Genomic DNA, 21,463 nt, shown 5'->3' on the forward strand with positions numbered 1-21,463 from the left:
GGCGACCGGCTCGACGGGCTGGGGCAACTGTATCCAAGATAGTGTCCACTAAAAAATGGTGTCCACTATCTTGGCCAATTTGGAGGGCTGTCAGGAGAGGGTGCTGGCCGGACGGTTACTGTGGATGTTCATAACTTGCAAGAAGGGTGAATCCTCAGATCCATCCAGTATCTGTTCTTGCGCCAACGCTTGATCAAGTGCCAAACGAGCATTTGTGTAAGCGCCATCGCGCAACCACTCTGAAGAAAATGCGGAAGCAATGCGATGTCCGCGCCTGAAAGCCACCAAAAAATCCAGCTGTAAAGCAACCCGGATGAGTTCAGCTTGGTTGGTAGATCGAAGACTACGTTTCACCTCCAACCAATCCGCAGCTGGATCACCCGTGAATCTAAGATTTAAGTCGGAGATCAGGATTCGCAATGATCTTGCGATATTAATATTTAACGCTTTTCCACTCCTAATTTTCAGAGCCTGTTCTTTCAATTTTGCTACGTCTTTTCTTGCTTGCCCCGTCGCACTGCGGGCGGCAGCGATTAGCTCCATACCGGTAGCGACGTGAGTTTCCATTTGCTCCAGGTTCTTCGGCTCCAATAAAAATGCAGCAAACCGTGCAGACAACAGCGATTCTGCTTCATCGAAAAGCAACTTGTGATTTATAACCTTGCCCACATTTGAGCCAAGCGCGTTCAGCGCATTAGACATTTTTAATGCGCTTCTATTGTTAGAAACCAAGATAGCTATGGACTCTGGGAATGAGCCCGTCTGCGCCTTAGTAGCATCGTAAAGCTGAGACAGAGCGCGACGCAGCAGATGGTTCCAATTTGGAGGCGGCTTCTCAGGCCTGTAAGACAGCGTCGAGACCCCCTTGTAGGAAGCACCACGCACTTCGCCACTTAGGATGTCATTGCCAAAAGCTAGAATTTCAGAATCAGGACTTCGGTGATTTTGAGCCCCAAGATCAACCTCATGGGGATGAAGTACGTCTCGAATTGCGATGATGCGTTCAGGTCCAACGCCCGGAAGGAAGTCGAATATCTGCTGTTCGAGATCTGCGAGGCATAAGATCTGCGTATATGGAGCAAGCATCCCGATACACTGCCAAGCCTGATCCCCGGTATCTTGGGCTTCATCCACGATTATGAGTGGGTGCCGGCTTGCCAGGGAGGACAGCAGATGTTTACTGAGACTGAGTAACCTCACAACGTTTTGCGCAAATAGATCGAAAGCAACCCTACCGTCTACTCGGAAGAGTTGTTCTCGCTCCGCCTGCCAGTCAGCCCAACCTTCATCTCGCTCATCGATTCCACCAGAAATAGCTTTCTCATCCTGGGGTAATAGAATTGAAAGCTTGTATGGAACACCAAGTAGATAACCATGTGCTTTCAAGATGCTCCAGAAAAATGAGTGAAATGTCTGGATGGACAGTTGCTCTCGCTCCTCGCTGGAGGATTCAAGCTTGGCGGCGTCGAGTATCCGAGCAACTGCTGCGCGGGAAAAGCTGAGAAACAGCACCGACTGTCCTGGCTGCATGCCACGCTTAATGCGTTGTACGGCTTTTCGAAGGGCGACCGTTGTCTTGCCGCTACCTGGGCCGCCCATTACAAGAATGTGGCCCTCACATGCTAATACGCTATCGCGCAGTCCGCAGGCGTCTTTCATATCTTCGGCGGCCATGCATCGTCCCCTACCTCCTGCTCCGGACCGTCATTGATCGGTGGTGGCAAAGGAAAGAGCGCATAAATCGAAGTTAAAAATTTAGTTACCGTTTCCGGCAGCTCGTGAATCGCACATTCATCAAGGAGGCGAGCGGACCAACCAGCTCCCTTGTTACTTCCCAAAACGTCTCTTGCTAAACCTCTTACCATCTCGTCGCTGGGACGCTGGTCAGGAATCGCGGCATTACCATTCTCGTTGTTGGCCTTCAACGTGGTCAGAAATGACCACAGGCGATCCGCAGGCACCTCAGTAGAAAGTAGGCCTTCGAATCCTTTGTAGGCATGCTCTACGTTGATTTCATAATTATCAGCGAGTGCTTTCGCCTGCTCGGCTTTGCGTATGTGCTTGTAGTCGAAGTCATAAAATCCGAATGTGCGAAGTCCCAACGTCTTAAAAAACTTACCGAATTTCGGCATGTTCGATTCGCCGTCTGCATCGAAGAAAGCCACCCCTGCGATATCAAGCGGCTGGAGGGTCGGGTCGCTTTCCTCCATACGGCGAGCAACAATTGGCAATGCGTGAAATTCAGTGATCCCCTCGACAACTATCGCCGCTCTACCAAGCATGCATTCTGAAAGTCCGGAACGGGAAAAACGCTTGTAATCGTTGTCTTTCAGGCCAGTAGCGTCGGACACTTTTCTCGCAGTGACAATACCTCCATCGCGAGCAAGGAGAAGCGTTTTGCTTGGCTCAAACTTTTCAATTACAAATGGTGAGTGTGAGGTAACAAAAGCCTGTGTCGTCTTCGTTGTTAAATACTCAGCGATGCGGCGTTGAGTATGGGGCGGGACTGCAATTTCAGGCTCCTCCATAGCAAAGATAACCGTATCAGGCTTAAGGTCTGCGATGAACGACAGCAGTGCCAATACCAGGGTATTAATAGTGCCGGTGCCAGCGTGAGCGAATGGCACGTGCCCCTGATCAGGCGCTAACGCCAGGAAAAAGGTCATGGTTTTGCGTAGATGCTCGCGGGTCAGTTCTGACACATGCAGCTTCGTGGCATTGCCGTTAGACTCCAGCGCAATGTATCGAGCAAGACGCTTCTCTACAGATCGAAGAACTGGAGCAATTTCAGCGGCATCAGCTTCGATGTCGAGATTTTTCAAACGGGAGATGGTCTTTTCCCACAAGCTTGTCCTTACCCCTTTTGTGCGCAAGATGATGTCTAGCATCGATCCACGTTCAAGACTGAGCGCTCGCGAACCTGTCCTGAGGGTTCTGAGATAAAGAAATCCAAACTGGCGTTTGATCGCCTTGGGAACTGACGTCAGCTCTCCAAGTGGGGCATCTGGGCTGTGCGAAAAATAGCTTTTAGCGACAAACTCATCCTCTTCAGCGTCGTATTTACCCACCGTTTCAATTCGCAAACACGGGACTACCTCGGGGGGATTCGCTGCCTCGATCTCTCCTGGACCGAGAATTCGATTTTCAACCAGGTGCCAAAACTCGATGTTGCCGCCGCATTTGTTGCCAACCTCGCCGTTAAGCTCAATCACAACCGCTTCAATGCGCAGCTGTACCGGTTGCGGCTCGTCCCCCTCCGCTATGGGAGGGAATAAATAAATGCCGTTGTAAAAGTCGAACTCATCTATGGGCGGAAAGCGATTTAATCTGTCAGGGCCTAATACAAGATCCAAAGCTTCGCAAATCGTACTCTTGCCAACGTTGTTGGTTCCGACCATAAGGGTATGGCCATCAAAAATTAGGTTCGCGAGCCGGATGCCACGAAAATTTTGAATGGTGAGTCTGACGACTTTCATACTGTTCCTTCAGCACAAACCCAATGATCTTTTGATCATGGCATCAAAATGATTCTATGGTCACCCCATTCATTTTGGCTAGCTCATTCAATCATGGCGCAGCTACAGGAAATCCCAAAGATCGCAGCGGAATACTTTGGATTGATGAACACGATTTTTTCCGATGAGCGGACTGGATGAAGCGCAACAGGCTTTGGAGACAACTCTGAGCCATTTGGACGCTCGGATCTTGTCCGCAGAAAGCGAAGGATATGAAACTGATCCCGCTAATCGGGCAAAACGTGGCCCCGATTACGTCCGACCGGACGAGGGTATCTCCTTGTCAAATGGTCTTAAAATTGAATCTGTCTCGCGCTCAGAAGGCAACTTCACGCCATCGGGTGCAGGCCGATCAATATGGCTGACTTGACGATTATTCAACCTAAGGTTGAACGCGATTCTTTGCCAGCGTGCCTTCCACGCCGTTTCCCTCGCTGCGTACGCCGCGATCTCAGCCTTGAGGTGTGCGTTCTCGTTGAGCAACAACGCATTATCACCGAGCGCCTCTTGCTTTGCTTTGCCAGCCCCACCGGTCCGTAACGCTTCCTTAGCAACGCCAAAGGCTGCCTTGATCTCAGGGCGTGCATTCAGAGCCTGACGTGTAAATCCCGACATTTCCTCCACAGCGGCCCAAGACAGTTCCCCGTTTTTTTCCCCCAATGCCCAAAGGTCTAGGTCTCTGACTATTCGACGTATATCACCGTCAGTCATACGTCGAGAACGACTTTCACCATTCTTATTCACTAGCCAATGCCTCCATTTTCACAAGGTGCGGATCCACACCATAGTCAAGAAGCTGCCTTTCCATTACGCCAAGCTTTTTTGTCGCGTGCACTAGCCACTGTTCGCTTTCCCCCTTACGTTTTGATGAGTATTTCGAAGCAGCAGCCTCAACCTGCACCACGTGGGTTTTATACAATCGAATGGTTTCAGCCCGGCCATCTTCATTGGTCTTTACCCAAGAATACTCGTTGCACTCCGCTTGGCATTCGAGACCTTTTGGACAAGGGCTCTGCGCGAAGGAGTGCGTACAAAATCCTGGCCCCAGATCATGGATAGCTCTAACCTTAGCTATTAGAAATGCGTCTTTCTGCGTAACCGGGAGTTGGTGGTAAGTATCTGCAATTGGGCCTCCGACCTCGCCAAGTTTGATCATCTCACGATACATGAGCGCCTTCTTCGCCGGGCTGGAATGCTGATATGCCTTGGTATCTCGTGGGTTTGTGCGGTTAAACCAACGAGTTTGCATAAGTTCAGATAGCCCACCTTCATCCAACAAAGTATTTAGCGTGTGTCTAAATTGATGACTGGTAAACTTAAGCTGCAAATCAGACGAAACAAATTTCGCTACCAAAGGATGAATGTCCACCTTTATAAATCTTTGCAACATCGCATGACTTATGGGTTGCGCAATGGAGCGAGAATACATACCTGATGACAACCCCATAAAACGTAGAAGCAAAATATTCTCAGGAAAGTAAGTAATACCCTCCGAATCCTTGATCAGCCACTCAATCTGTCTAGGATTGTATAGAGACTGGCAATACGCAACGATCCCCGAGCGAGTGACATAGTGAGACGGATTCGCTGGCCTTATACCCTGTAGAGTGAGCTTATTGAAATCCGGAAAAGCCAGTCCATTTTTCCTTGCCCATCCATTTGCCCCAACTAAATTAGGAATCCCAAGCTCGCTTAATTCAAGACTGTAAAATCTATAATCCTCAGAAACTTTAGGAACAAAACGCAGATCCGGACCTTCACATCTCCGCATTTCTTTGGCCGTTTCCCTTGGACTTTGACTTAAATCTGAAAACTCCTGGACGCATTGTTCAATAACTTCTTCTGCTTTGGTAGGAATAAACACGCGTCTTTTAACACTTGGATCATCCCCGCTTTTAGCTTTACCTGGAAACGTGTAAATGTAGCGCTCGCCATTGGCCACCGTCCCAACCAATTGAAATGGCATCATTGCAAGCTCGCTAAAACGGCGCCCCATGAAGGCCAGAAATGTGAGCATCACAACATAAATACGAAGATTATGATCCTTGGGCACATCGAGAAACAAAACACCTAGAGCTTGGAGAACCTCGGGGCTAACCATTTTTTCAGCTTTGGTGGTCTCATTTTGCGCATCGTCCAGCCGCGTCTGTTCCCGTGAATTGACAGCACTTGGTCGGCTGAATGCGTGATAGCGATATCGAAGGCTCACATTGCACAAAAAATTCGCATCGCAATAATCAGTAAATTCGTGCAACGCCTTGTAAAGGTTATAAGCCGAGGTTTCAGAATAGTGTGAAGCAATCAAGGCACAAGCCCTATCTAACACCTCACGCTTAAGCTCCCAAACCTCAGTAGACCCAGCAATATGGGCAACATAGCCGAGCGCCGTTACAAAGTTACGCTGACTGGACATTGAAGAGGATTTTCTGTGAAACCGCAGGCACATGAGCGACTTAGCCGCCTCAGCCCACGACCCTTCGAGAGCGGCGCCTCCTAATTTCGGCGCGGTCATAAAGTTAATGGAGGCGTCACCCTTCCTTTTCCCTGGGCTGGCAGAAAGCTTACCGTCCGATATAACCCATGTGACAGCCCCCCACTCAACCGTCTCGAAGCCAAGCATTGAAAGACGTTTCGCACGCGCCACTAGCATGGCTAAATTTCGCTTTCTATCAGTCTCCAAAGAAGAGACGAATGGCGTAACTTTAGAAATTCGCTTCATGCTTTTTCGGCTTCCGACTCACACAACAATACGACCTGTTTAACCGCGTACAAAATTTCGTCTAACTGGACTGCAATCCGCGAATTACCTGCCTCCAAGACTCGCGTCCTTCGCTGGAACAAAAACTCGTAGACGGCTTGGTGATCAGCCTCCGCGTAAGCTTGAAATTTAGGGCACTTGTAGCAAGAGTAAGGTGGATATAGACCACACAAACTATCTTTGCCGCAGATACCAATGTCCTCATTGACGTCCATGCACGGAATCAGCTTACTGGGGTCATCTTCGTTTTTGACTACATCCCCAGGATGGACAACTCTCCCTCGAAAATACTTTAAAAATTCCGCATAAAAACCGACAAGAGCTTTATCCAAATGTTCAACAATTCCCTCGGCAAGCTCGAAGTAGACCTCCACATGCTGAAGATCCGAATGATCCAAAAGCTCGGCAAGCTCTCTCCTGCTTACTCCATCCAAAACGAGATTAGTGGCGAGTGTGTATCGCAACCTTCTGGCACTTATAATCAGCAACCGCCGAGTCAAAGGAGACATAATTTGGTGGCGGCGGACAAAAGACCTAAGGAGATCAGTAACACTATATGTAGCATAATGAAACAACTGATCAAGGCGCCCCGCATTGAGTGCAGATGTGTTTTGCGAAATATTTATGAACATTGGACGAGGTAGAGATACCTTCTTACCGTCGACTTGCGCCGAGCAGTCTATCGACTGGCCCGCTGCAATGAGTTCAAGAATGTATTCAGCATATTGTGTAGGAATCGGCACAACTTTCATATCTGCGCGAGGATTTTTTAGCCTTTTCTTGATCCGAGGATAATTTATAACCCATGTTGGAATCTCGGATTCAGGTGTGAGATTCACTAGGTCCTCCTCCAACAAAAGAGAAAGATTGCCTGGATTTCGCCCATGAGCGATGAAAAGTGCAAGCGCTGCCCGCTCTTGCAACTGCTTCAGAGAGCGATCAGTGGGTCGTTCCATCGCATTGATCAACTGTTGCAATTCCAAGCCCCTGTTCAGTGGGCCTTTATCAACATGCTCGTTTCTTACAGCCTCGCCTTTGGGGTTCCCCGGTAGGATTATGCTATCAAGCTCTAGAGCATACGCCTCACAGAAGCCTAGCTCGGCATAGTTTTCGGAGCACCAGATGTACCAGCGGATAGGACGATACATGCGCCAAAGCTGCTGCTCAGAGCGGGCAGTCTTGAGGGCGTTTTGAAATACACTGATTAGCGAATTTTTAAAATCCACGTTGGAAATGCTAACTGCTTCAGGACGGCTCAAAACTACCTGCCAAACGTCTTGAAACATAACCATTCCCGCATGTGTAGAAACGGTTCTCACGCGATCTACACAGTATAATTGCAACGCCAATTTTGCGTGAAAGCTTACGATCTTGGAGAAATGCCCTGTACTACCGGAAGATAAAGTATACGGAAAATACCAATCTGGGCCGACTGTGGAAAGGACGTAACCTTCAGCTGTAGTTACCTCAGCGGGAATCCACTCCCACTGATGGACCTCAAAAAGTTCTTGAACAGCGAGAGCGGCACTCATATCAAAATTCCGGTATCAGGTCAGCGTGATATTGTTTTAACACTTCATTTGCAGATTCGACTATTCCCGCACGGATATAAGTGTCCTGTGACTCAAGCCGGCTATCACCACGTATCCCGGCCAACGTTTGACGACGGTGCTCTTCATCAAAGCCCGCCTCCCGGAGCCGCCTTTCAAGAGACATCGAGAATGTGTGACGTAGCATTTTTGACGTTAGGTTTGGCGGTAGACTGTCGCAAAATGCAATACGAAGCTGTCGAAAATATTGACCCAGAGTATTCAAATGTAACGGCTCACCCTCATCGCTCACAATCAAATATTCATGGTCATCGACATCTCCGTTATCCATCATCGCTTCACGGTGTATTTCAATATATTCAGATAGTTCACGCGCAAACACGTCATTATCTAAAGGCAACTGTCTAGCGAGACGCTTAACTCTGGGTGGAGGCTGCCTATGATCGTCTGGATCGACAGGGCGACGTACAACTCGCAATTCAGAAATGCTACCGAAGACAATATCCTGAACTCTCAAACTGAGAAGCTCGCCCATCCTCAGACCATACATGAGCATAATCATCGCGCAGATATAGTTTCTGAATTTTACTGACTCATTAACTCCGATAGCTGCGGGATAGTTGTAATGTATCGCCCTATTGAAAAATTCAAGTCCTTTACGTGTAAAAGACTTTCTTAATGATGAAACTGGGGAAGCGTATGCGATAAAAGCCTTATCTATGATACGTTCAACATGCTGTTGATGCATTGTCATACGAGCGTACATTGGGTCTCGACTACTCAAGCGGCCCAACTCGACCCCAAACGCCCAAACCAAAAAATTTCTTACCGTAAGAAGGCGCTGGTTAAACGTTTCTTCACCCACTGGAATCTTTTCGGTTCCCGACCCAATGCGTGTCAGGTTTTGTGCTACAGGAGCTTTGCCCGGAACTGCCTTCTTGACTGAGTGACGCAGCCTTTCTATCAGGCCGCCATTCAGCTCGGCCTCGGTGAACATCCGGTCCGACCGAAGGCGAGACTCCAAATCGATTCCGGAGTCATCCAGCCATTCCATCAATAGGAGCAACTCCCTCCCATTACGAGTAAGGGTATTTCCACTTAGGTCCCTTCGCGAAAGAATCCACTCATTCGGAGCCGGGACTGGGAAGCCCTCACCGTCCAGAATAATTGGAATTCGCTCCCCCGTAGGGTGTTGGATTACCTCAAGCTTCATGCTCCACCTTTACACCGCACCTTATGAGAACCTTTTACTTTACATTTTCCTCTTATGTCTACTTTTTTGATGTCTTTTTTTGATGTAAAGAAAAAGCCCCGCTCTCTTTACAGAGGCGGGGCCATCTTATTTATTATAAAGTCTTTAATTTACGGGGCGTTGCAGCATTTATCCCCGCTAAAGATCTTTACATTCCGACCTTATGAGGTTCAGAACGGGATATCGTCATCAAAGCTGTCGAAATCCGGAGCCGGTTGCGGAGCAGCCTGTTGTGGTGCTGGGCGCGACTCACGCTGTGGCTGCTGGCTTGGCTGCGGACGCGACTGCTGTGGGCGCGGTGCCGAGTTGGACATGCCGCCCTGGCCCTGTTGGTCGCCCTGTGGACGGCCGCCCAGCAGTTGCATGGTGCCTTGCATGTCGACCACGATTTCGGTGGTGTAACGCTTGATGCCGTCTTTTTCCCACTCGCGGGTTTGCAGTTTGCCTTCGATGTACACCTGCGAACCTTTGCGCAGGTATTCACCGGCGATCTCTGCAACCTTGCCGAACATCGACACGCGGTGCCATTCGGTCTTCTCGACCTTCTGGCCGGTCTGCTTGTCGGTCCACTGTTCGCTGGTCGCCAGGCTCAGGTTGGTCACGGCGTTACCGTTAGGCAAGTAGCGAACTTCGGGATCCTGGCCGCAAGTACCGACCAATATGACTTTGTTAACCCCACGGGCCATAACGTTCTCCTAGGCTGGGCGCGCTGTTGGCACTGGGTTGACCAGTTGCTCGAGCGTCGCGCGATCCAATAATTCGGTGTCCAATTTGATGTAAATGGCCGCCTCTTCAGCGACCACGACTGCATCCGTTACCCCTACGACAGCCTTCAGGCGCTCTACCAGGCCGGCTTCGCGGATCGCTTCGGGCGATAGCGGCAAACGCAGACTGGTGACGTAGGGAGGTTCGCGCATGGTAACAGCAAAGACCAGCCAAAGTGCAGCCAGCCCGGCGCATCCGAGGAACACAACCGACAAACCGCCATGCTGGAACATCCAGCCGCCCATGATGCCGCCCAACGCGGAACCCAGGAACTGGCTGGTGGAATACACCCCCATGGCCGTGCCCTTGCCGCCTGCCGGTGAAACTTTACTGATCAATGACGGCAACGACGCTTCGAGCAGGTTGAAGGCGGTGAAAAACACCACCGTACCGATCACCAATGCTCGCAGGCTGTCGCCGAACTGCCAGAAGAATAGTTCAGTGAGCATCAATGTCGCGACGGCGCCGAGTAAAACTCGTTTCATTTTGCGTTTCTTCTCGCCATAGATGATGAACGGGATCATGGCGAAGAACGAAATCAACAGCGCAGTGAGGTAGACCCACCAGTGCTGTTCCTTGGGCAGGCCGGCTTTTTCCACCAGGGCCAGGGGCAAGGCGACGAAGCTGCACATCAGCATGGCGTGTAATACGAAGATACCTAAATCCAGGCGCAGCAAGTCCGGGTGCTTGAGCGTGGGAAGCAACGCCTTGCGTGCGACGCCCGATTCACGATGCTGCAGGGTACCGGTGGAGCGCGGCACCATAAAGGCAACGATCAGGATGCCAAACAACGCCATGCCGCCCGTGGCCAGGAACAGCCCATGCAAGCCGAACGCGCGCGTGAGCAAGGGCCCGACCACCATGGCCACGGCAAACGACAGGCCGATGGTCATGCCGATCATCGCCATGGCCTTGGTGCGGTGTTGTTCGCGGGTCAGGTCCGACAGCAGCGCCATCACGGCGGCGGAAATCGCACCGGCGCCCTGCAGGATGCGGCCGGCGATCACGCCCCAGATCGAATCGGATTGGGCCGCTAGCACACTGCCAAGGGCGAATACGATCAGCCCGAGATAGATCACCGGGCGACGGCCAATGCGGTCGGAAATAATCCCGAACGGGATCTGGAAAATCGCCTGGGTCAGGCCATAGGCACCAATCGCCAGGCCGATCAAGGCGGGGGTCGCACCTGCGAGATCCATCCCATAGGTGGCCAGCACTGGCAACACCATAAACATGCCCAGCATACGGAAGGCGAACACCAGGGCCAGCCCGCTTGCCGCTCGGGTCTCGCCGCTACTCATGCGTTCGCTGTGGGGATCGTGCATGGAAAAACCTCGTGTGAACCGGCGGCGATTCTACCAGTCCCATCGATTGAGAGGGTATATGCGGCGCTTTGCCGCGCAGCTTTCATGTAAGGCTGCAGGCGGCGTTTTGACAGTGTATATTCATCCAGTCTTTAGCCGTATACTCCGGCATCATTTACGCCCGCCGTGCGAGGCCATCTTGGACAAGATCCTGATTCGTGGGGCTAGAACCCACAACCTGAAGAACATCGACCTGACCCTGCCCCGGGACAAACTGATCGTCATCACCGGCTTGTCCGGCTCCGGCAAATCGTCCCTGGCGTTCGACACGCTGTATGCCGAAGGTCAGCGCCGCTATGTGGAATCCCTGTCGGCCTACGCCCGGCAGTTCCTGTCGATGATGGAAAAGCCCGATGTCGACACCATTGAAGGCCTGTCGCCGGCTATTTCCATCGAGCAGAAATCCACGTCCCACAACCCGCGCTCCACCGTGGGTACCATTACCGAGATCTACGACTACCTGCGCCTGCTCTACGCACGCGTGGGTATCCCCCGCTGCCCGGACCACGATATCCCCCTGGAAGCTCAGACCGTCAGCCAGATGGTCGACCTGGTGCTGGCCCAGCCCGAAGGCGCCAAGCTGATGCTGCTGGCGCCTGTCATTCGCGAGCGCAAGGGCGAACACCTGTCGGTCTTCGAAGAGCTGCGTGCCCAGGGCTTTGTACGTGCGCGCATCAACGGCAAGCTCTATGAGCTGGACGAAGCGCCGAAGCTGGACAAGCAGAAAAAGCACTCCATTGATGTGGTGGTCGACCGATTCAAGGTGCGTGCCGACTTGCAGCAGCGTTTGGCGGAATCGTTCGAAACCGCGCTGAAGCTGGCCGATGGCATTGCCCTGGTAGCGCCGATGGATGACGAGCCGGGCGAAGAGATCATCTTCTCCGCGCGCTTTGCGTGCCCGATCTGTGGCCATGCCATCAGTGAGCTGGAACCCAAGCTGTTTTCCTTCAACAACCCGGCCGGCGCCTGCCCGACTTGCGACGGCCTGGGTGTGAAGCAGTTTTTCGATATCAAGCGCCTGGTCAATGGTGACCTGACCCTGGCCGAGGGGGCGATACGCGGATGGGACAGACGTAACGTCTACTACTTCCAGATGCTTGGGTCGTTGGCCTCCCACTACAAGTTCAGCCTGGAAGTACCGTTCAACCAACTCCCGGCAGACCAGCAGAAGGTCATTCTAAATGGCAGCGGTTCGCAGAATGTCGACTTCAAATACCTGAACGATCGCGGTGATATCGTCAAGCGCTCGCACCCGTTCGAAGGCATCGTGCCGAACCTGGAACGCCGTTACCGCGAAACCGAATCGGCGAGCGTGCGCGAGGAGCTGGCGAAGTTCCTCAGCACACAGCCATGCCCGGATTGCCGTGGCACGCGCCTGCGCCGTGAAGCCCGGCATGTATGGGTGGGCGAGAAGACCTTGCCTGCAGTAACCAACCTGCCGATCGGCGATGCCTGTGAATACTTTGGCGTGCTGAAGCTGACCGGTCGTCGTGGCGAAATTGCCGACAAGATCCTCAAGGAGATTCGCGAGCGGTTGCAGTTCCTGGTCAACGTGGGCCTGGACTATCTGTCGCTGGACCGCAGTGCCGATACCCTGTCTGGCGGTGAGGCACAGCGCATTCGCCTGGCCAGCCAGATCGGCGCGGGCCTTGTGGGCGTGCTGTATATCCTCGACGAGCCGTCGATTGGCTTGCACCAACGAGATAACGACCGCCTGCTGGGCACGCTGAAACACCTGCGCGATATCGGCAATACCGTGATCGTGGTGGAGCATGATGAAGACGCTATCCGCCTGGCGGACTACGTGGTCGATATCGGCCCCGGCGCGGGCGTGCATGGTGGCCATATCGTTGCTGAAGGCACGCCTGCCGAGGTGATGGCACATCCTGATTCACTGACCGGCAAATACTTGTCGGGGCGTGTGAAGATTGAAGTACCCGCCAAGCGAACGCCGCGTAACAAGAAGATGGCGCTGCATCTCAAGGGCGCGCGCGGGAACAACCTGCGCAATGTCGACCTGGAGATTCCGCTGGGCCTGCTGACCTGCGTGACCGGTGTTTCCGGTTCGGGCAAGTCGACGCTGATCAACAACACCCTGTTCCCACTGAGTGCCACCGCCCTGAATGGCGCGACCACCCTGGAAGCGGCGGCTCACGACAGCATCAAGGGCCTGGAACATCTGGACAAGGTGGTCGACATCGACCAGAGCCCGATTGGGCGTACGCCTCGCTCCAACCCAGCCACCTACACCGGGCTGTTTACCCCTATCCGTGAGTTGTTCGCTGGCGTGCCAGAGTCGCGCTCACGGGGTTATGGGCCGGGCCGCTTCTCGTTCAACGTCAAGGGCGGCCGCTGTGAAGCGTGCCAGGGCGATGGCCTGATCAAGGTGGAAATGCACTTCCTGCCGGACATCTACGTGCCGTGCGATGTGTGCAAGAGCAAGCGCTACAACCGCGAGACCCTGGAGATCAAGTACAAGGGCAAGAGCATCCACGAGACCTTGGAAATGACGATCGAGGAAGCTCGCGAGTTCTTCGACGCAGTGCCGGCGCTGGCGCGCAAGCTGCAGACGCTGATGGATGTGGGCCTGTCGTACATCAAGCTGGGGCAGTCAGCGACCACGCTGTCGGGTGGCGAGGCGCAGCGGGTCAAGCTGTCTCGCGAGCTGTCCAAGCGTGATACCGGCAAAACCTTGTATATCCTCGATGAGCCGACCACTGGCCTGCACTTCGCGGATATCCAGCAGTTGCTGGACGTACTGCACCGCTTGCGGGACCACGGCAATACCGTGGTGGTGATCGAGCACAACCTTGATGTGATCAAGACTGCCGACTGGCTGGTAGACCTGGGGCCAGAAGGTGGTTCTAAGGGTGGCCAGATCATCGCAGTGGGCACTCCGGAGCAGGTTTCCGAAATGCCTCAATCGCACACCGGTTACTACTTGAAACCGTTGCTGGAACGCGACAGGGCCTGATTTTTTCATCGCCCAATAAAAAGCCCCTGCCACTTTGCGGTGACGGGGGCTTTTTTATAGCCGGGAATCAGAACTGCGATTGCAGGTAATTTTCCAGGCCGATCAACTTGATCAGGCCCAACTGCTTTTCCAGCCAGTAGGTGTGATCTTCTTCGGTGTCATTCAACTGCACCCGCAATATTTCCCGGGTGACATAGTCGTTGTGCTGTTCGCAAAGCTCAATGCCCTTGCAGAGTGCGGCACGGACCTTGTACTCAAGGCGAAGATCGGCAGCGAGCATGTCAGGCACTGTGGTACCCACGTCCAGATCATCAGGACGCATACGCGGCGTGCCTTCGAGCATCAGAATGCGGCGCATCAGGGCGTCAGCGTGCTGTGCCTCTTCTTCCATTTCGTGGTTGATACGCTCATAGAGCTCGGTAAAGCCCCAGTCTTCGTACATACGCGAATGGATGAAATATTGGTCACGAGCTGCCAGTTCGCCCGTCAGCAACGTGTTGAGGTAATCGATTACGTCGGGGTGACCTTGCATCGCCCTACATCTCCCTGCTTGAAAGACTGTAGTTTGAACCATGCTGACTTGAAGGTCACGGGACAAACGGCAGAAAAGTGAAGATTTCCGGAGAAAAGTAGCTGAAATAACGCAAAAACCGCCCAAATGAGGGCGGTTCTGCTTATCGTTTAGAGTCAGTTAAGCGATACACCCAATGCCTTTGCAATTGCTTCTCCATAAGCCGGGTCGGCCTTATAGAAGTGCTGCAGTTGACGCTGGACCACATCGCTGGAAACCCCAGCCATTGCGCCCGCGATGTTATTGGTGAGCAACGCTTTTTGCTCATCATTCATCAGACGGAACAGCGCACCGGCGTGGCTGTAGTAGTCCGTATCTTCGCGGTGATCGTAACGATCGGCGGCACCGCTCAGGGCCAGTGCTGGCTCTGCATATTGCGGGGCTTGTTTTGGTGCGTCGGCATAGCTGTTTGGCTCGTAGTTCGGAGCCGCCCCACCATTGCTGCCGAAAGCCATGGAACCGTCACGCTGGTAGCTGTTAACCGGGCTACGTGGCGCGTTCACCGGCAGTTGCTGGTGGTTAGTGCCGACACGGTAGCGGTGAGCATCTGCGTAGGCGAACACCCTACCTTGGAGCATACGGTCTGGGGACAGGCCAACGCCTGGGACCATGTTGCTTGGGCCAAATGCAGCCTGCTCAACTTCTGCGAAGTAGTTTTGCGGATTACGGTTGAGCTCCAGCTCACCCACTTCAATCAACGGGAACTCTTTTTGCGACCAGGTCTTGGTCACATCAAACGGGTTCTCGTAATGGGCATTCGCCTGTGCCTCGGTCATGATCTGGATGCACACGCGCCATTTGGGGAAGTCACCGCGCTCGATTGCACCAAACAGATCGCGCTGGGCGTAGTCAGGATCGGTACCCGCCAAGCGGGCAGCCTCGGCCGGCGCCAGGTTCTTGATGCCTTGCTTGGTCTTGTAGTGCCACTTCACCCAATGACGCTCGCCCTGGGCATTGATCAGACTGTAAGTGTGGCTGCCGAAACCATGCATGTGGCGATAGCCGTCCGGGATGCCACGGTCCGAAAACAGAATGGTGACCTGATGCAGCGCCTCTGGTGAGTGCGACCAGAAGTCCCACATCATCTGCGCGCTTTTCAGGTTGCTCTGCGGCAGGCGTTTCTGGGTGTGGATAAAGTCCGGGAACTTCAGCGGATCACGGATAAAGAACACAGGGGTGTTGTTACCGACGATGTCCCAGTTACCTTCCTCGGTGTAGAACTTCAAGGCGAAACCACGTGGATCGCGCTCAGTGTCGGCCGAACCGCGCTCCCCACCCACCGTGGAGAAACGCAAGAACGTAGGGGTCTGCTTGCCAACGGACTCGAACAATTTGGCGCTGGTGTATTGGGTAATGTCTTTTGTCACCGTGAAGGTACCGAAGGCACCCGAACCTTTGGCGTGCACGCGACGCTCAGGGATGTTTTCACGGTTGAAGTGAGCGAGCTTCTCGATCAGGTGAAAATCGTCGAGCAGCAAGGGGCCACGAGGGCCGGCGGAACGTGAGTTCTGATTGTCCGCAACGGGCGCGCCGCTGGCGGTGGTAAGGACTTTATTCTGGCTCATGCGCATCTTCCTCAGGTCGGGCTTGAAACTGCCGGCTAATCGGCTTGGAGGGAGTATTGACCATCCACATGACACCTACAAATTCATTAAATTGTAGGCTTCAATAGAAAATAACTACCAACATGCCCGACGCTCATAGTGAAGCGTGCCGCCTGAAGATTCTTGTACGTAACGCGCTTTTGTTACGCGCACAAAAAACCGGGCACTAGGCCCGGTTTTTCGTTGCAGCTTGTCGTATTACTCGGCGCTTACAGCTTCGCCGGCAGTAGCACGATCAACCAACTCGACGTACGCCATAGGCGCGTTGTCGCCAGCGCGGAAACCGCACTTGAGGATGCGCAGGTAGCCGCCCTCACGGGTAGCGTAACGCTTGCCCAGGTCGTTGAAGAGCTTACCAACGATAGCTTTCGAACGAGTACGGTCGAAAGCCAGACGGCGGTTAGCCAGGCTGTCTGTCTTGGCCAAAGTGATCAGCGGCTCAGCAACGCGACGCAGTTCTTTAGCTTTCGGCAGTGTAGTTTTGATCAGCTCGTGCTCGAACAGCGACACCGCCATGTTTTGGAACATGGCCTTGCGGTGCGAGCTGGTACGGCTCAGGTGACGACCACTTTTACGATGACGCATGGTTCATTCCTTACCAAACTCACGTTCGGTGATTACGACGATCAGGCAGTCGCCTTGTCGTCCTTCTTAAGACTTGCAGGCGGCCAGTTGTCGAGGCGCATGCCGAGGGACAGACCGCGGGAGGCCAGAACGTCCTTGATTTCAGTCAAGGATTTCTTGCCCAGGTTCGGAGTCTTCAACAGTTCTACTTCGGTGCGCTGGATCAGGTCACCGATGTAGTAAATGTTTTCCGCCTTAAGGCAGTTAGCCGAACGTACAGTCAGTTCCAGATCGTCAACCGGGCGAAGCAGGATCGGATCGATCTCGTCTTCCTGCTCGATTACCACTGGTTCGCTGTCACCTTTGAGGTCGACGAACGCAGCCAACTGCTGTTGCAGAATGGTTGCAGCGCGGCGGATAGCCTCTTCAGGATCCAGGGTACCGTTGGTTTCCAGATCAATAACCAGCTTGTCCAGGTTAGTACGCTGCTCGACACGGGCGTTTTCCACCACGTATGCGATACGGCGAACCGGGCTGAACGAAGAGTCAAGCTGCAAGCGACCAATGCTGCGGCTTTCGTCTTCATCGCTCTGACGCGAGTCGGCCGGTTCATAACCACGACCACGAGCTACAGTGAGCTTCATGTTCAGGGCGCCGTTAGACGCCAGGTTAGCGATTACGTGATCGGGGTTAACGATCTCGACATCATGATCCAGCTGAATATCGGCAGCGGTAACCACCCCCGAACCCTTCTTCGACAAGGTCAGCGTAACTTCGTCACGGCCGTGCAGCTTGATAGCCAGACCTTTAAGGTTCAACAGGATTTCAATTACGTCTTCCTGTACACCTTCGATGGCGCTGTACTCGTGGAGCACACCGTCAATCTCGGCCTCGACTACTGCACAGCCGGGCATTGAGGACAACAGGATGCGGCGCAGCGCGTTGCCCAGGGTGTGGCCAAAACCACGCTCGAGAGGCTCGAGAGTAATTTTGGCGCGGGTTGGACTGACAACCTGCACATCAATGTGGCGGGGTGTCAGGAACTCATTTACCGAAATCTGCATGGATGCACCTATTTTCTAGCCCTTACTTGGAGTAGAGCTCGACAATCAGGCTTTCGTTGATGTCGGCGGACAGATCACTGCGAGCAGGAACGTTCTTGAAAACGCCCGACTTCTTCTCAGTGTCTACTTCTACCCATTCTACGCGGCCACGTTGGGCACACAGATCGAGAGCTTGGACAATGCGAAGTTGGTTTTTTGCTTTCTCGCGAACTGCGACCACGTCACCAGCACGAACCTGGTAGGACGGAACGTTTACGGTCTGACCGTTAACGCTGATCGACTTGTGCGATACCAGCTGACGGGATTCGGCACGAGTCGAACCAAAGCCCATACGGTATACAACGTTGTCCAGACGGCATTCGAGCAGTTGCAGCAGGTTTTCACCGGTTGCACCTTTCTTGCCAGCAGCTTCTTTGTAGTAGCCGCTGAACTGACGCTCGAGAACGCCGTAGATACGACGGACCTTCTGCTTTTCACGCAGTTGGGTGCCGTAGTCGGACTGGCGACCGCGGCGTTGGCCGTGGATACCAGGTGCTGCTTCAATGTTGCACTTCGATTCGATCGCGCGCACGCCGCTCTTCAGGAAGAGATCGGTGCCTTCGCGACGAGCGAGTTTGCATTTTGGACCAATGTAACGAGCCATTCTTTACAATCTCCTGGATTACACGCGGCGCTTCTTCGGCGGACGGCACCCGTTGTGCGGGATTGGCGTCACGTCGGTGATGCTGGCGATCTTATAGCCACAGCCGTTCAAAGCACGGACAGCAGACTCACGACCTGGACCTGGACCTTTGACGTTAACGTCGAGGTTTTTCAGGCCATATTCCAGCGCAGCTTGACCAGCACGTTCAGCAGCTACTTGAGCAGCAAACGGGGTGGACTTGCGGGAACCGCGGAAACCCGAACCACCGGAGGTAGCCCAAGAAAGCGCGTTACCTTGACGGTCGGTGATGGTCACGATGGTGTTGTTAAAAGATGCATGGATGTGGGCGATGCCATCAACCACTGTCTTTTTAACTTTTTTACGAGGACGAGCAGCAGGTTTTGCCATGATAATTTTCCTGTCGATTCGCTGGGGCGATTACTTGCGGATCGGCTTACGCGGACCTTTACGGGTACGCGCGTTAGTCTTGGTACGCTGACCGCGTACTGGAAGACCACGACGATGACGCAGACCGCGATAGCAACCGAGGTCCATCAAACGCTTGATTTTCATGTTGATTTCGCGACGCAGGTCACCTTCAGTGGTGAACTTCGCCACTTCGCCACGCAGCTGTTCAATCTGCTCGTCGCTCAGATCCTTGATCTTAGCGGCTGGGTTTACCCCAGCAACTGCGCAAATTTTCTGCGCAGTAGTGCGACCAACACCATAGATGTAGGTCAGCGAGATAACAGTGTGCTTGTTATCTGGAATGTTAACGCCTGCAATACGGGCCATTCAGTGGGACTCCAATTGACAGCTACCTACGCCCCGGAAGCCAAGAAATAGGGCGCGAGATAATATCGCTGTAATAACAAATAATCAACCCGGCAGCGCACTAGCTGCCGGGCTTCAAGCGGATCACACTCAGCCTTGGCGCTGTTTGTGACGCGGTTCCGCGCTGCAAATTACTCGAACAACACCTTCGCGGCGAATAATCTTGCAGTTACGGCACAGCTTTTTCACCGATGCACGAACTTTCATCACCAACTCCTCGAACCTTATGGGGTACTCAGCGCAACATGCCGCTGCCGTAGCCCTTCAGGTTGGCTTTCTTCATCAGGGATTCGTACTGGTGCGAAACGAGGTGCGATTGTACTTGGGACATGAAGTCCATCACAACCACGACCACGATCAGCAACGAGGTCCCGCCAAGGTAGAACGGAACGTTTGCTGCAACCACCAGGAACTGGGGCAACAAGCACACGGCCGTCATATATAGAGCACCGAACAGGGTCAAACGGGTCAGAACGCCATCAATGTAGCGTGCCGACTGCTCACCTGGACGGATACCCGGAATAAAGGCACCGGACTTCTTCAGGTTTTCCGCTACGTCTTTCGGATTGAACATCAACGCCGTATAGAAGAAGCAGAAGAAAATAATCCCTGCACTAAACAGCAGAATATTCAACGGCTGACCAGGAGCGATCGACTGAGAGAGGTCCTGCAGCCAGCCCATATTTTCAGACTGACCAAACCAGGTACCCAACGAAGCCGGAAACAGCAAGATGCTGCTCGCGAAAATTGCCGGAATAACACCGGCCATATTCACTTTCAGCGGCAAGTGGCTGGTCTGCGCAGCAAAGACCTTACGGCCCTGCTGACGCTTGGCGTAGTGAACAGCAATACGACGCTGGCCACGCTCAATGAACACCACAAAACCGATAATCGCTACTGCCAGCAAACCGATGGCAACCAAGGCGAAGATATTGATATCACCCTGACGCGCAGACTCGAAAGACTGCCCGATTGCTCTCGGAAGACCGGCGACGATACCTGCGAAAATCAACATCGAGATACCGTTACCAACACCACGCTCAGTAATCTGCTCACCCAGCCACATCATGAACATCGCACCAGCCACAAACGTGGATACCGCGACGAAATGGAAGCCAAAGTCACCAGTGAACGCAACGCCCTGCCCTGCCAGGCCAACGGACATGCCGATAGCTTGAACCAGGGCGAGGACGACAGTGCCGTAGCGGGTGTACTGGCTAATCTTGCGACGGCCAGCTTCACCTTCCTTCTTCAACTGCTCCAGCTGCGGGCTGACGGCTGTCATCAGCTGCATGATGATCGATGCCGAGATATACGGCATGATCCCCAGTGCAAAGATGCTCATCCGCTCCAGCGCGCCGCCGGAAAACATGTTGAACAAGCTAAGAATGGTCCCCTCATTCTGTCGAAACAGGTCTGCGAGTCGGTCCGGGTTGATACCTGGAACCGGGATGTGTGCGCCTATTCGGTAGACGATAATCGCCAGGAACAGAAAACGCAGACGAGCCCAAAGTTCAGACATACCGCCTTTGCCGAGCGCTGAGAGAGCACCTTGCTTAGCCATTTATTCCTCGAACTTGCCGCCAGCTGCTTCGATAGCCGAACGCGCACCTTTGGTGGCGCCGATTCCCTTGCCGATAGTGACAGCGCGAGTCACTTCACCGGACAGCATGATTTTCACACGCTGTACGTTGACGTTGATCACGTTGGCATCTTTCAGGGTCTGCACAGTAACGATGTCGCCTTCCACTTTAGCCAGCTCGGACAGACGCACTTCTGCGCGGTCCATGGCTTTCAGGGATACGAAACCGAACTTAGGCAGGCGACGATGCAGCGGCTGTTGACCGCCTTCAAAGCCTGGAGCGATGGTGCCACCGGAACGGGAGGTTTGACCTTTGTGGCCACGGCCACCAGTCTTACCCAAACCGCTACCGATACCACGGCCCGGACGATGCTTTTCGCGACGGGAACCCGGCGCTGGACTCAGATCATTGAGTTTCATCGA

General features: G+C 53.4%; 19 protein-coding genes. 1 reads left to right on the forward strand and 18 read right to left on the reverse strand.

Features of this window, described 5'->3' with window-relative positions; translation table 11 throughout:
- Positions 1-90: 90 nt before the first annotated feature.
- The 8 genes from ACP7CZ_RS26240 to ACP7CZ_RS26275 all read right to left on the reverse strand — a co-directional run bounded on the left by ACP7CZ_RS26240 (position 91) and on the right by ACP7CZ_RS26275 (position 11,165).
- Positions 91-1,674, reverse strand: a complete 1,584-nt coding sequence (locus ACP7CZ_RS26240) for a UvrD-helicase domain-containing protein (protein WP_294173734.1) — start codon at positions 1,672-1,674, stop codon at positions 91-93.
- Entirely contained in the window at positions 1,656-3,476 is a 1,821-nt protein-coding gene (locus tag ACP7CZ_RS26245) for an ATP-dependent nuclease (protein WP_294173737.1), read from the reverse strand. Before ACP7CZ_RS26245 ends, ACP7CZ_RS26240 begins: the two co-directional genes overlap by 19 nt.
- A 291-nt stretch (positions 3,477-3,767) precedes the next feature.
- Positions 3,768-4,259: a protein kinase gene (locus ACP7CZ_RS26250; protein WP_294173739.1), complete on the reverse strand. Its 492-nt coding sequence runs from the start codon at positions 4,257-4,259 to the stop codon at positions 3,768-3,770.
- Positions 4,252-6,234 (reverse strand): integrase, encoded by a 1,983-nt coding sequence (locus tag ACP7CZ_RS26255; protein WP_294173740.1) that lies wholly within the window; start codon positions 6,232-6,234, stop codon positions 4,252-4,254. Before ACP7CZ_RS26255 ends, ACP7CZ_RS26250 begins: the two co-directional genes overlap by 8 nt.
- Positions 6,231-7,805 carry a tyrosine-type recombinase/integrase gene (locus ACP7CZ_RS26260; RefSeq protein WP_294363410.1) on the reverse strand — a complete coding sequence of 525 codons (1,575 nt, stop codon included), beginning with the start codon at positions 7,803-7,805 and terminating at the stop codon, positions 6,231-6,233. Before ACP7CZ_RS26260 ends, ACP7CZ_RS26255 begins: the two co-directional genes overlap by 4 nt.
- Before the next feature lies 1 nt (position 7,806).
- A complete protein-coding gene (locus ACP7CZ_RS26265) occupies positions 7,807-8,877 on the reverse strand; it encodes a site-specific integrase (protein ID WP_294173744.1) in 1,071 nt (356 codons plus the stop codon).
- A gap of 368 nt (positions 8,878-9,245) precedes the next feature.
- Positions 9,246-9,761: a single-stranded DNA-binding protein gene (locus ACP7CZ_RS26270; protein ID WP_003232445.1), complete on the reverse strand. Its 516-nt coding sequence runs from the start codon at positions 9,759-9,761 to the stop codon at positions 9,246-9,248.
- Between the two features lie 9 nt (positions 9,762-9,770).
- Positions 9,771-11,165: an MFS transporter gene (locus ACP7CZ_RS26275; RefSeq protein ID WP_014720149.1), complete on the reverse strand. Its 1,395-nt coding sequence runs from the start codon at positions 11,163-11,165 to the stop codon at positions 9,771-9,773.
- A gap of 178 nt (positions 11,166-11,343) precedes the next feature.
- Here ACP7CZ_RS26275 and uvrA point away from each other — a divergent pair, with 178 nt between their 5' ends.
- The gene (gene uvrA, locus ACP7CZ_RS26280; RefSeq protein ID WP_054918198.1) at positions 11,344-14,178 is read left to right on the forward strand and encodes an excinuclease ABC subunit UvrA; all 2,835 of its coding nucleotides are present in this window, start codon (positions 11,344-11,346) and stop codon (positions 14,176-14,178) included.
- A 67-nt stretch (positions 14,179-14,245) separates the two neighbouring features.
- Here the strand turns inward: uvrA and bfr are convergent, their stop codons facing one another.
- From bfr to rplO, 10 genes are all read right to left on the reverse strand, one after another.
- Positions 14,246-14,710 carry a bacterioferritin gene (bfr, locus tag ACP7CZ_RS26285; protein WP_003176400.1) on the reverse strand — a complete coding sequence of 155 codons (465 nt, stop codon included), beginning with the start codon at positions 14,708-14,710 and terminating at the stop codon, positions 14,246-14,248.
- A gap of 155 nt (positions 14,711-14,865) precedes the next feature.
- Positions 14,866-16,314, reverse strand: coding sequence for a catalase (locus ACP7CZ_RS26290; RefSeq protein WP_044269390.1), 1,449 nt, complete (start codon positions 16,312-16,314; stop codon positions 14,866-14,868).
- A 237-nt stretch (positions 16,315-16,551) separates the two neighbouring features.
- A complete protein-coding gene (rplQ, locus tag ACP7CZ_RS26295; protein ID WP_003176402.1) occupies positions 16,552-16,938 on the reverse strand; it encodes a 50S ribosomal protein L17 in 387 nt (128 codons plus the stop codon).
- Between the two features lie 41 nt (positions 16,939-16,979).
- On the reverse strand, positions 16,980-17,981 hold the full coding sequence (locus ACP7CZ_RS26300) for a DNA-directed RNA polymerase subunit alpha (RefSeq protein ID WP_003176403.1): 1,002 nt from the start codon (positions 17,979-17,981) through the stop codon (positions 16,980-16,982).
- A 22-nt stretch (positions 17,982-18,003) separates the two neighbouring features.
- Complete coding sequence (rpsD, locus tag ACP7CZ_RS26305) at positions 18,004-18,624, reverse strand: 30S ribosomal protein S4 (protein WP_003176404.1); 621 nt, start codon at positions 18,622-18,624, stop codon at positions 18,004-18,006.
- Between the two features lie 18 nt (positions 18,625-18,642).
- A complete protein-coding gene (gene rpsK / locus ACP7CZ_RS26310) occupies positions 18,643-19,032 on the reverse strand; it encodes a 30S ribosomal protein S11 (protein WP_002555466.1) in 390 nt (129 codons plus the stop codon).
- A 30-nt stretch (positions 19,033-19,062) separates the two neighbouring features.
- Complete coding sequence (rpsM, locus tag ACP7CZ_RS26315; protein WP_003194635.1) at positions 19,063-19,419, reverse strand: 30S ribosomal protein S13; 357 nt, start codon at positions 19,417-19,419, stop codon at positions 19,063-19,065.
- 129 nt (positions 19,420-19,548) lie between these two features.
- Positions 19,549-19,665, reverse strand: a complete 117-nt coding sequence (rpmJ, locus tag ACP7CZ_RS26320) for a 50S ribosomal protein L36 (RefSeq protein ID WP_002555468.1) — start codon at positions 19,663-19,665, stop codon at positions 19,549-19,551.
- A gap of 28 nt (positions 19,666-19,693) precedes the next feature.
- Positions 19,694-21,022, reverse strand: a complete 1,329-nt coding sequence (secY, locus tag ACP7CZ_RS26325; protein WP_003194637.1) for a preprotein translocase subunit SecY — start codon at positions 21,020-21,022, stop codon at positions 19,694-19,696.
- Entirely contained in the window at positions 21,023-21,460 is a 438-nt protein-coding gene (gene rplO, locus ACP7CZ_RS26330) for a 50S ribosomal protein L15 (RefSeq protein ID WP_003176407.1), read from the reverse strand. It abuts the gene before it with no gap.
- Between the last annotated feature and the right edge of the window lie 3 nt (positions 21,461-21,463).

It is taken from the genome of Pseudomonas sp. DWP2-2, from assembly GCF_049897065.1.
Classification (GTDB): domain Bacteria; phylum Pseudomonadota; class Gammaproteobacteria; order Pseudomonadales; family Pseudomonadaceae; genus Aquipseudomonas; species Aquipseudomonas paracarnis.

What these genes read in the sequence shown, in the direction of transcription:
- ACP7CZ_RS26265 (WP_294173744.1), bottom strand. Translation starts at nt 8,877, where the DNA reads ATGGAATGGCTGGATGACTCCGGAATCGATTTGGAGTCTCGCCTTCGG.
- ACP7CZ_RS26290 (WP_044269390.1), bottom strand. Translation starts at nt 16,314, where the DNA reads ATGAGCCAGAATAAAGTCCTTACCACCGCCAGCGGCGCGCCCGTTGCG.
- secY (WP_003194637.1), bottom strand. Translation starts at nt 21,022, where the DNA reads ATGGCTAAGCAAGGTGCTCTCTCAGCGCTCGGCAAAGGCGGTATGTCT.
- bfr (WP_003176400.1), bottom strand. Translation starts at nt 14,710, where the DNA reads ATGCAAGGTCACCCCGACGTAATCGATTACCTCAACACGTTGCTGACG.
- rplQ (WP_003176402.1), bottom strand. Translation starts at nt 16,938, where the DNA reads ATGCGTCATCGTAAAAGTGGTCGTCACCTGAGCCGTACCAGCTCGCAC.
- ACP7CZ_RS26300 (WP_003176403.1), bottom strand. Translation starts at nt 17,981, where the DNA reads ATGCAGATTTCGGTAAATGAGTTCCTGACACCCCGCCACATTGATGTG.
- rpmJ (WP_002555468.1), bottom strand. Translation starts at nt 19,665, where the DNA reads ATGAAAGTTCGTGCATCGGTGAAAAAGCTGTGCCGTAACTGCAAGATT.
- ACP7CZ_RS26245 (WP_294173737.1), bottom strand. Translation starts at nt 3,476, where the DNA reads ATGAAAGTCGTCAGACTCACCATTCAAAATTTTCGTGGCATCCGGCTC.
- rpsD (WP_003176404.1), bottom strand. Translation starts at nt 18,624, where the DNA reads ATGGCTCGTTACATTGGTCCAAAATGCAAACTCGCTCGTCGCGAAGGC.
- ACP7CZ_RS26260 (WP_294363410.1), bottom strand. Translation starts at nt 7,805, where the DNA reads ATGAGTGCCGCTCTCGCTGTTCAAGAACTTTTTGAGGTCCATCAGTGG.
- rpsM (WP_003194635.1), bottom strand. Translation starts at nt 19,419, where the DNA reads ATGGCCCGTATTGCAGGCGTTAACATTCCAGATAACAAGCACACTGTT.
- ACP7CZ_RS26275 (WP_014720149.1), bottom strand. Translation starts at nt 11,165, where the DNA reads ATGCACGATCCCCACAGCGAACGCATGAGTAGCGGCGAGACCCGAGCG.
- ACP7CZ_RS26240 (WP_294173734.1), bottom strand. Translation starts at nt 1,674, where the DNA reads ATGGCCGCCGAAGATATGAAAGACGCCTGCGGACTGCGCGATAGCGTA.
- rpsK (WP_002555466.1), bottom strand. Translation starts at nt 19,032, where the DNA reads ATGGCAAAACCTGCTGCTCGTCCTCGTAAAAAAGTTAAAAAGACAGTG.
- rplO (WP_003176407.1), bottom strand. Translation starts at nt 21,460, where the DNA reads ATGAAACTCAATGATCTGAGTCCAGCGCCGGGTTCCCGTCGCGAAAAG.
- ACP7CZ_RS26255 (WP_294173740.1), bottom strand. Translation starts at nt 6,234, where the DNA reads ATGAAGCGAATTTCTAAAGTTACGCCATTCGTCTCTTCTTTGGAGACT.
- ACP7CZ_RS26270 (WP_003232445.1), bottom strand. Translation starts at nt 9,761, where the DNA reads ATGGCCCGTGGGGTTAACAAAGTCATATTGGTCGGTACTTGCGGCCAG.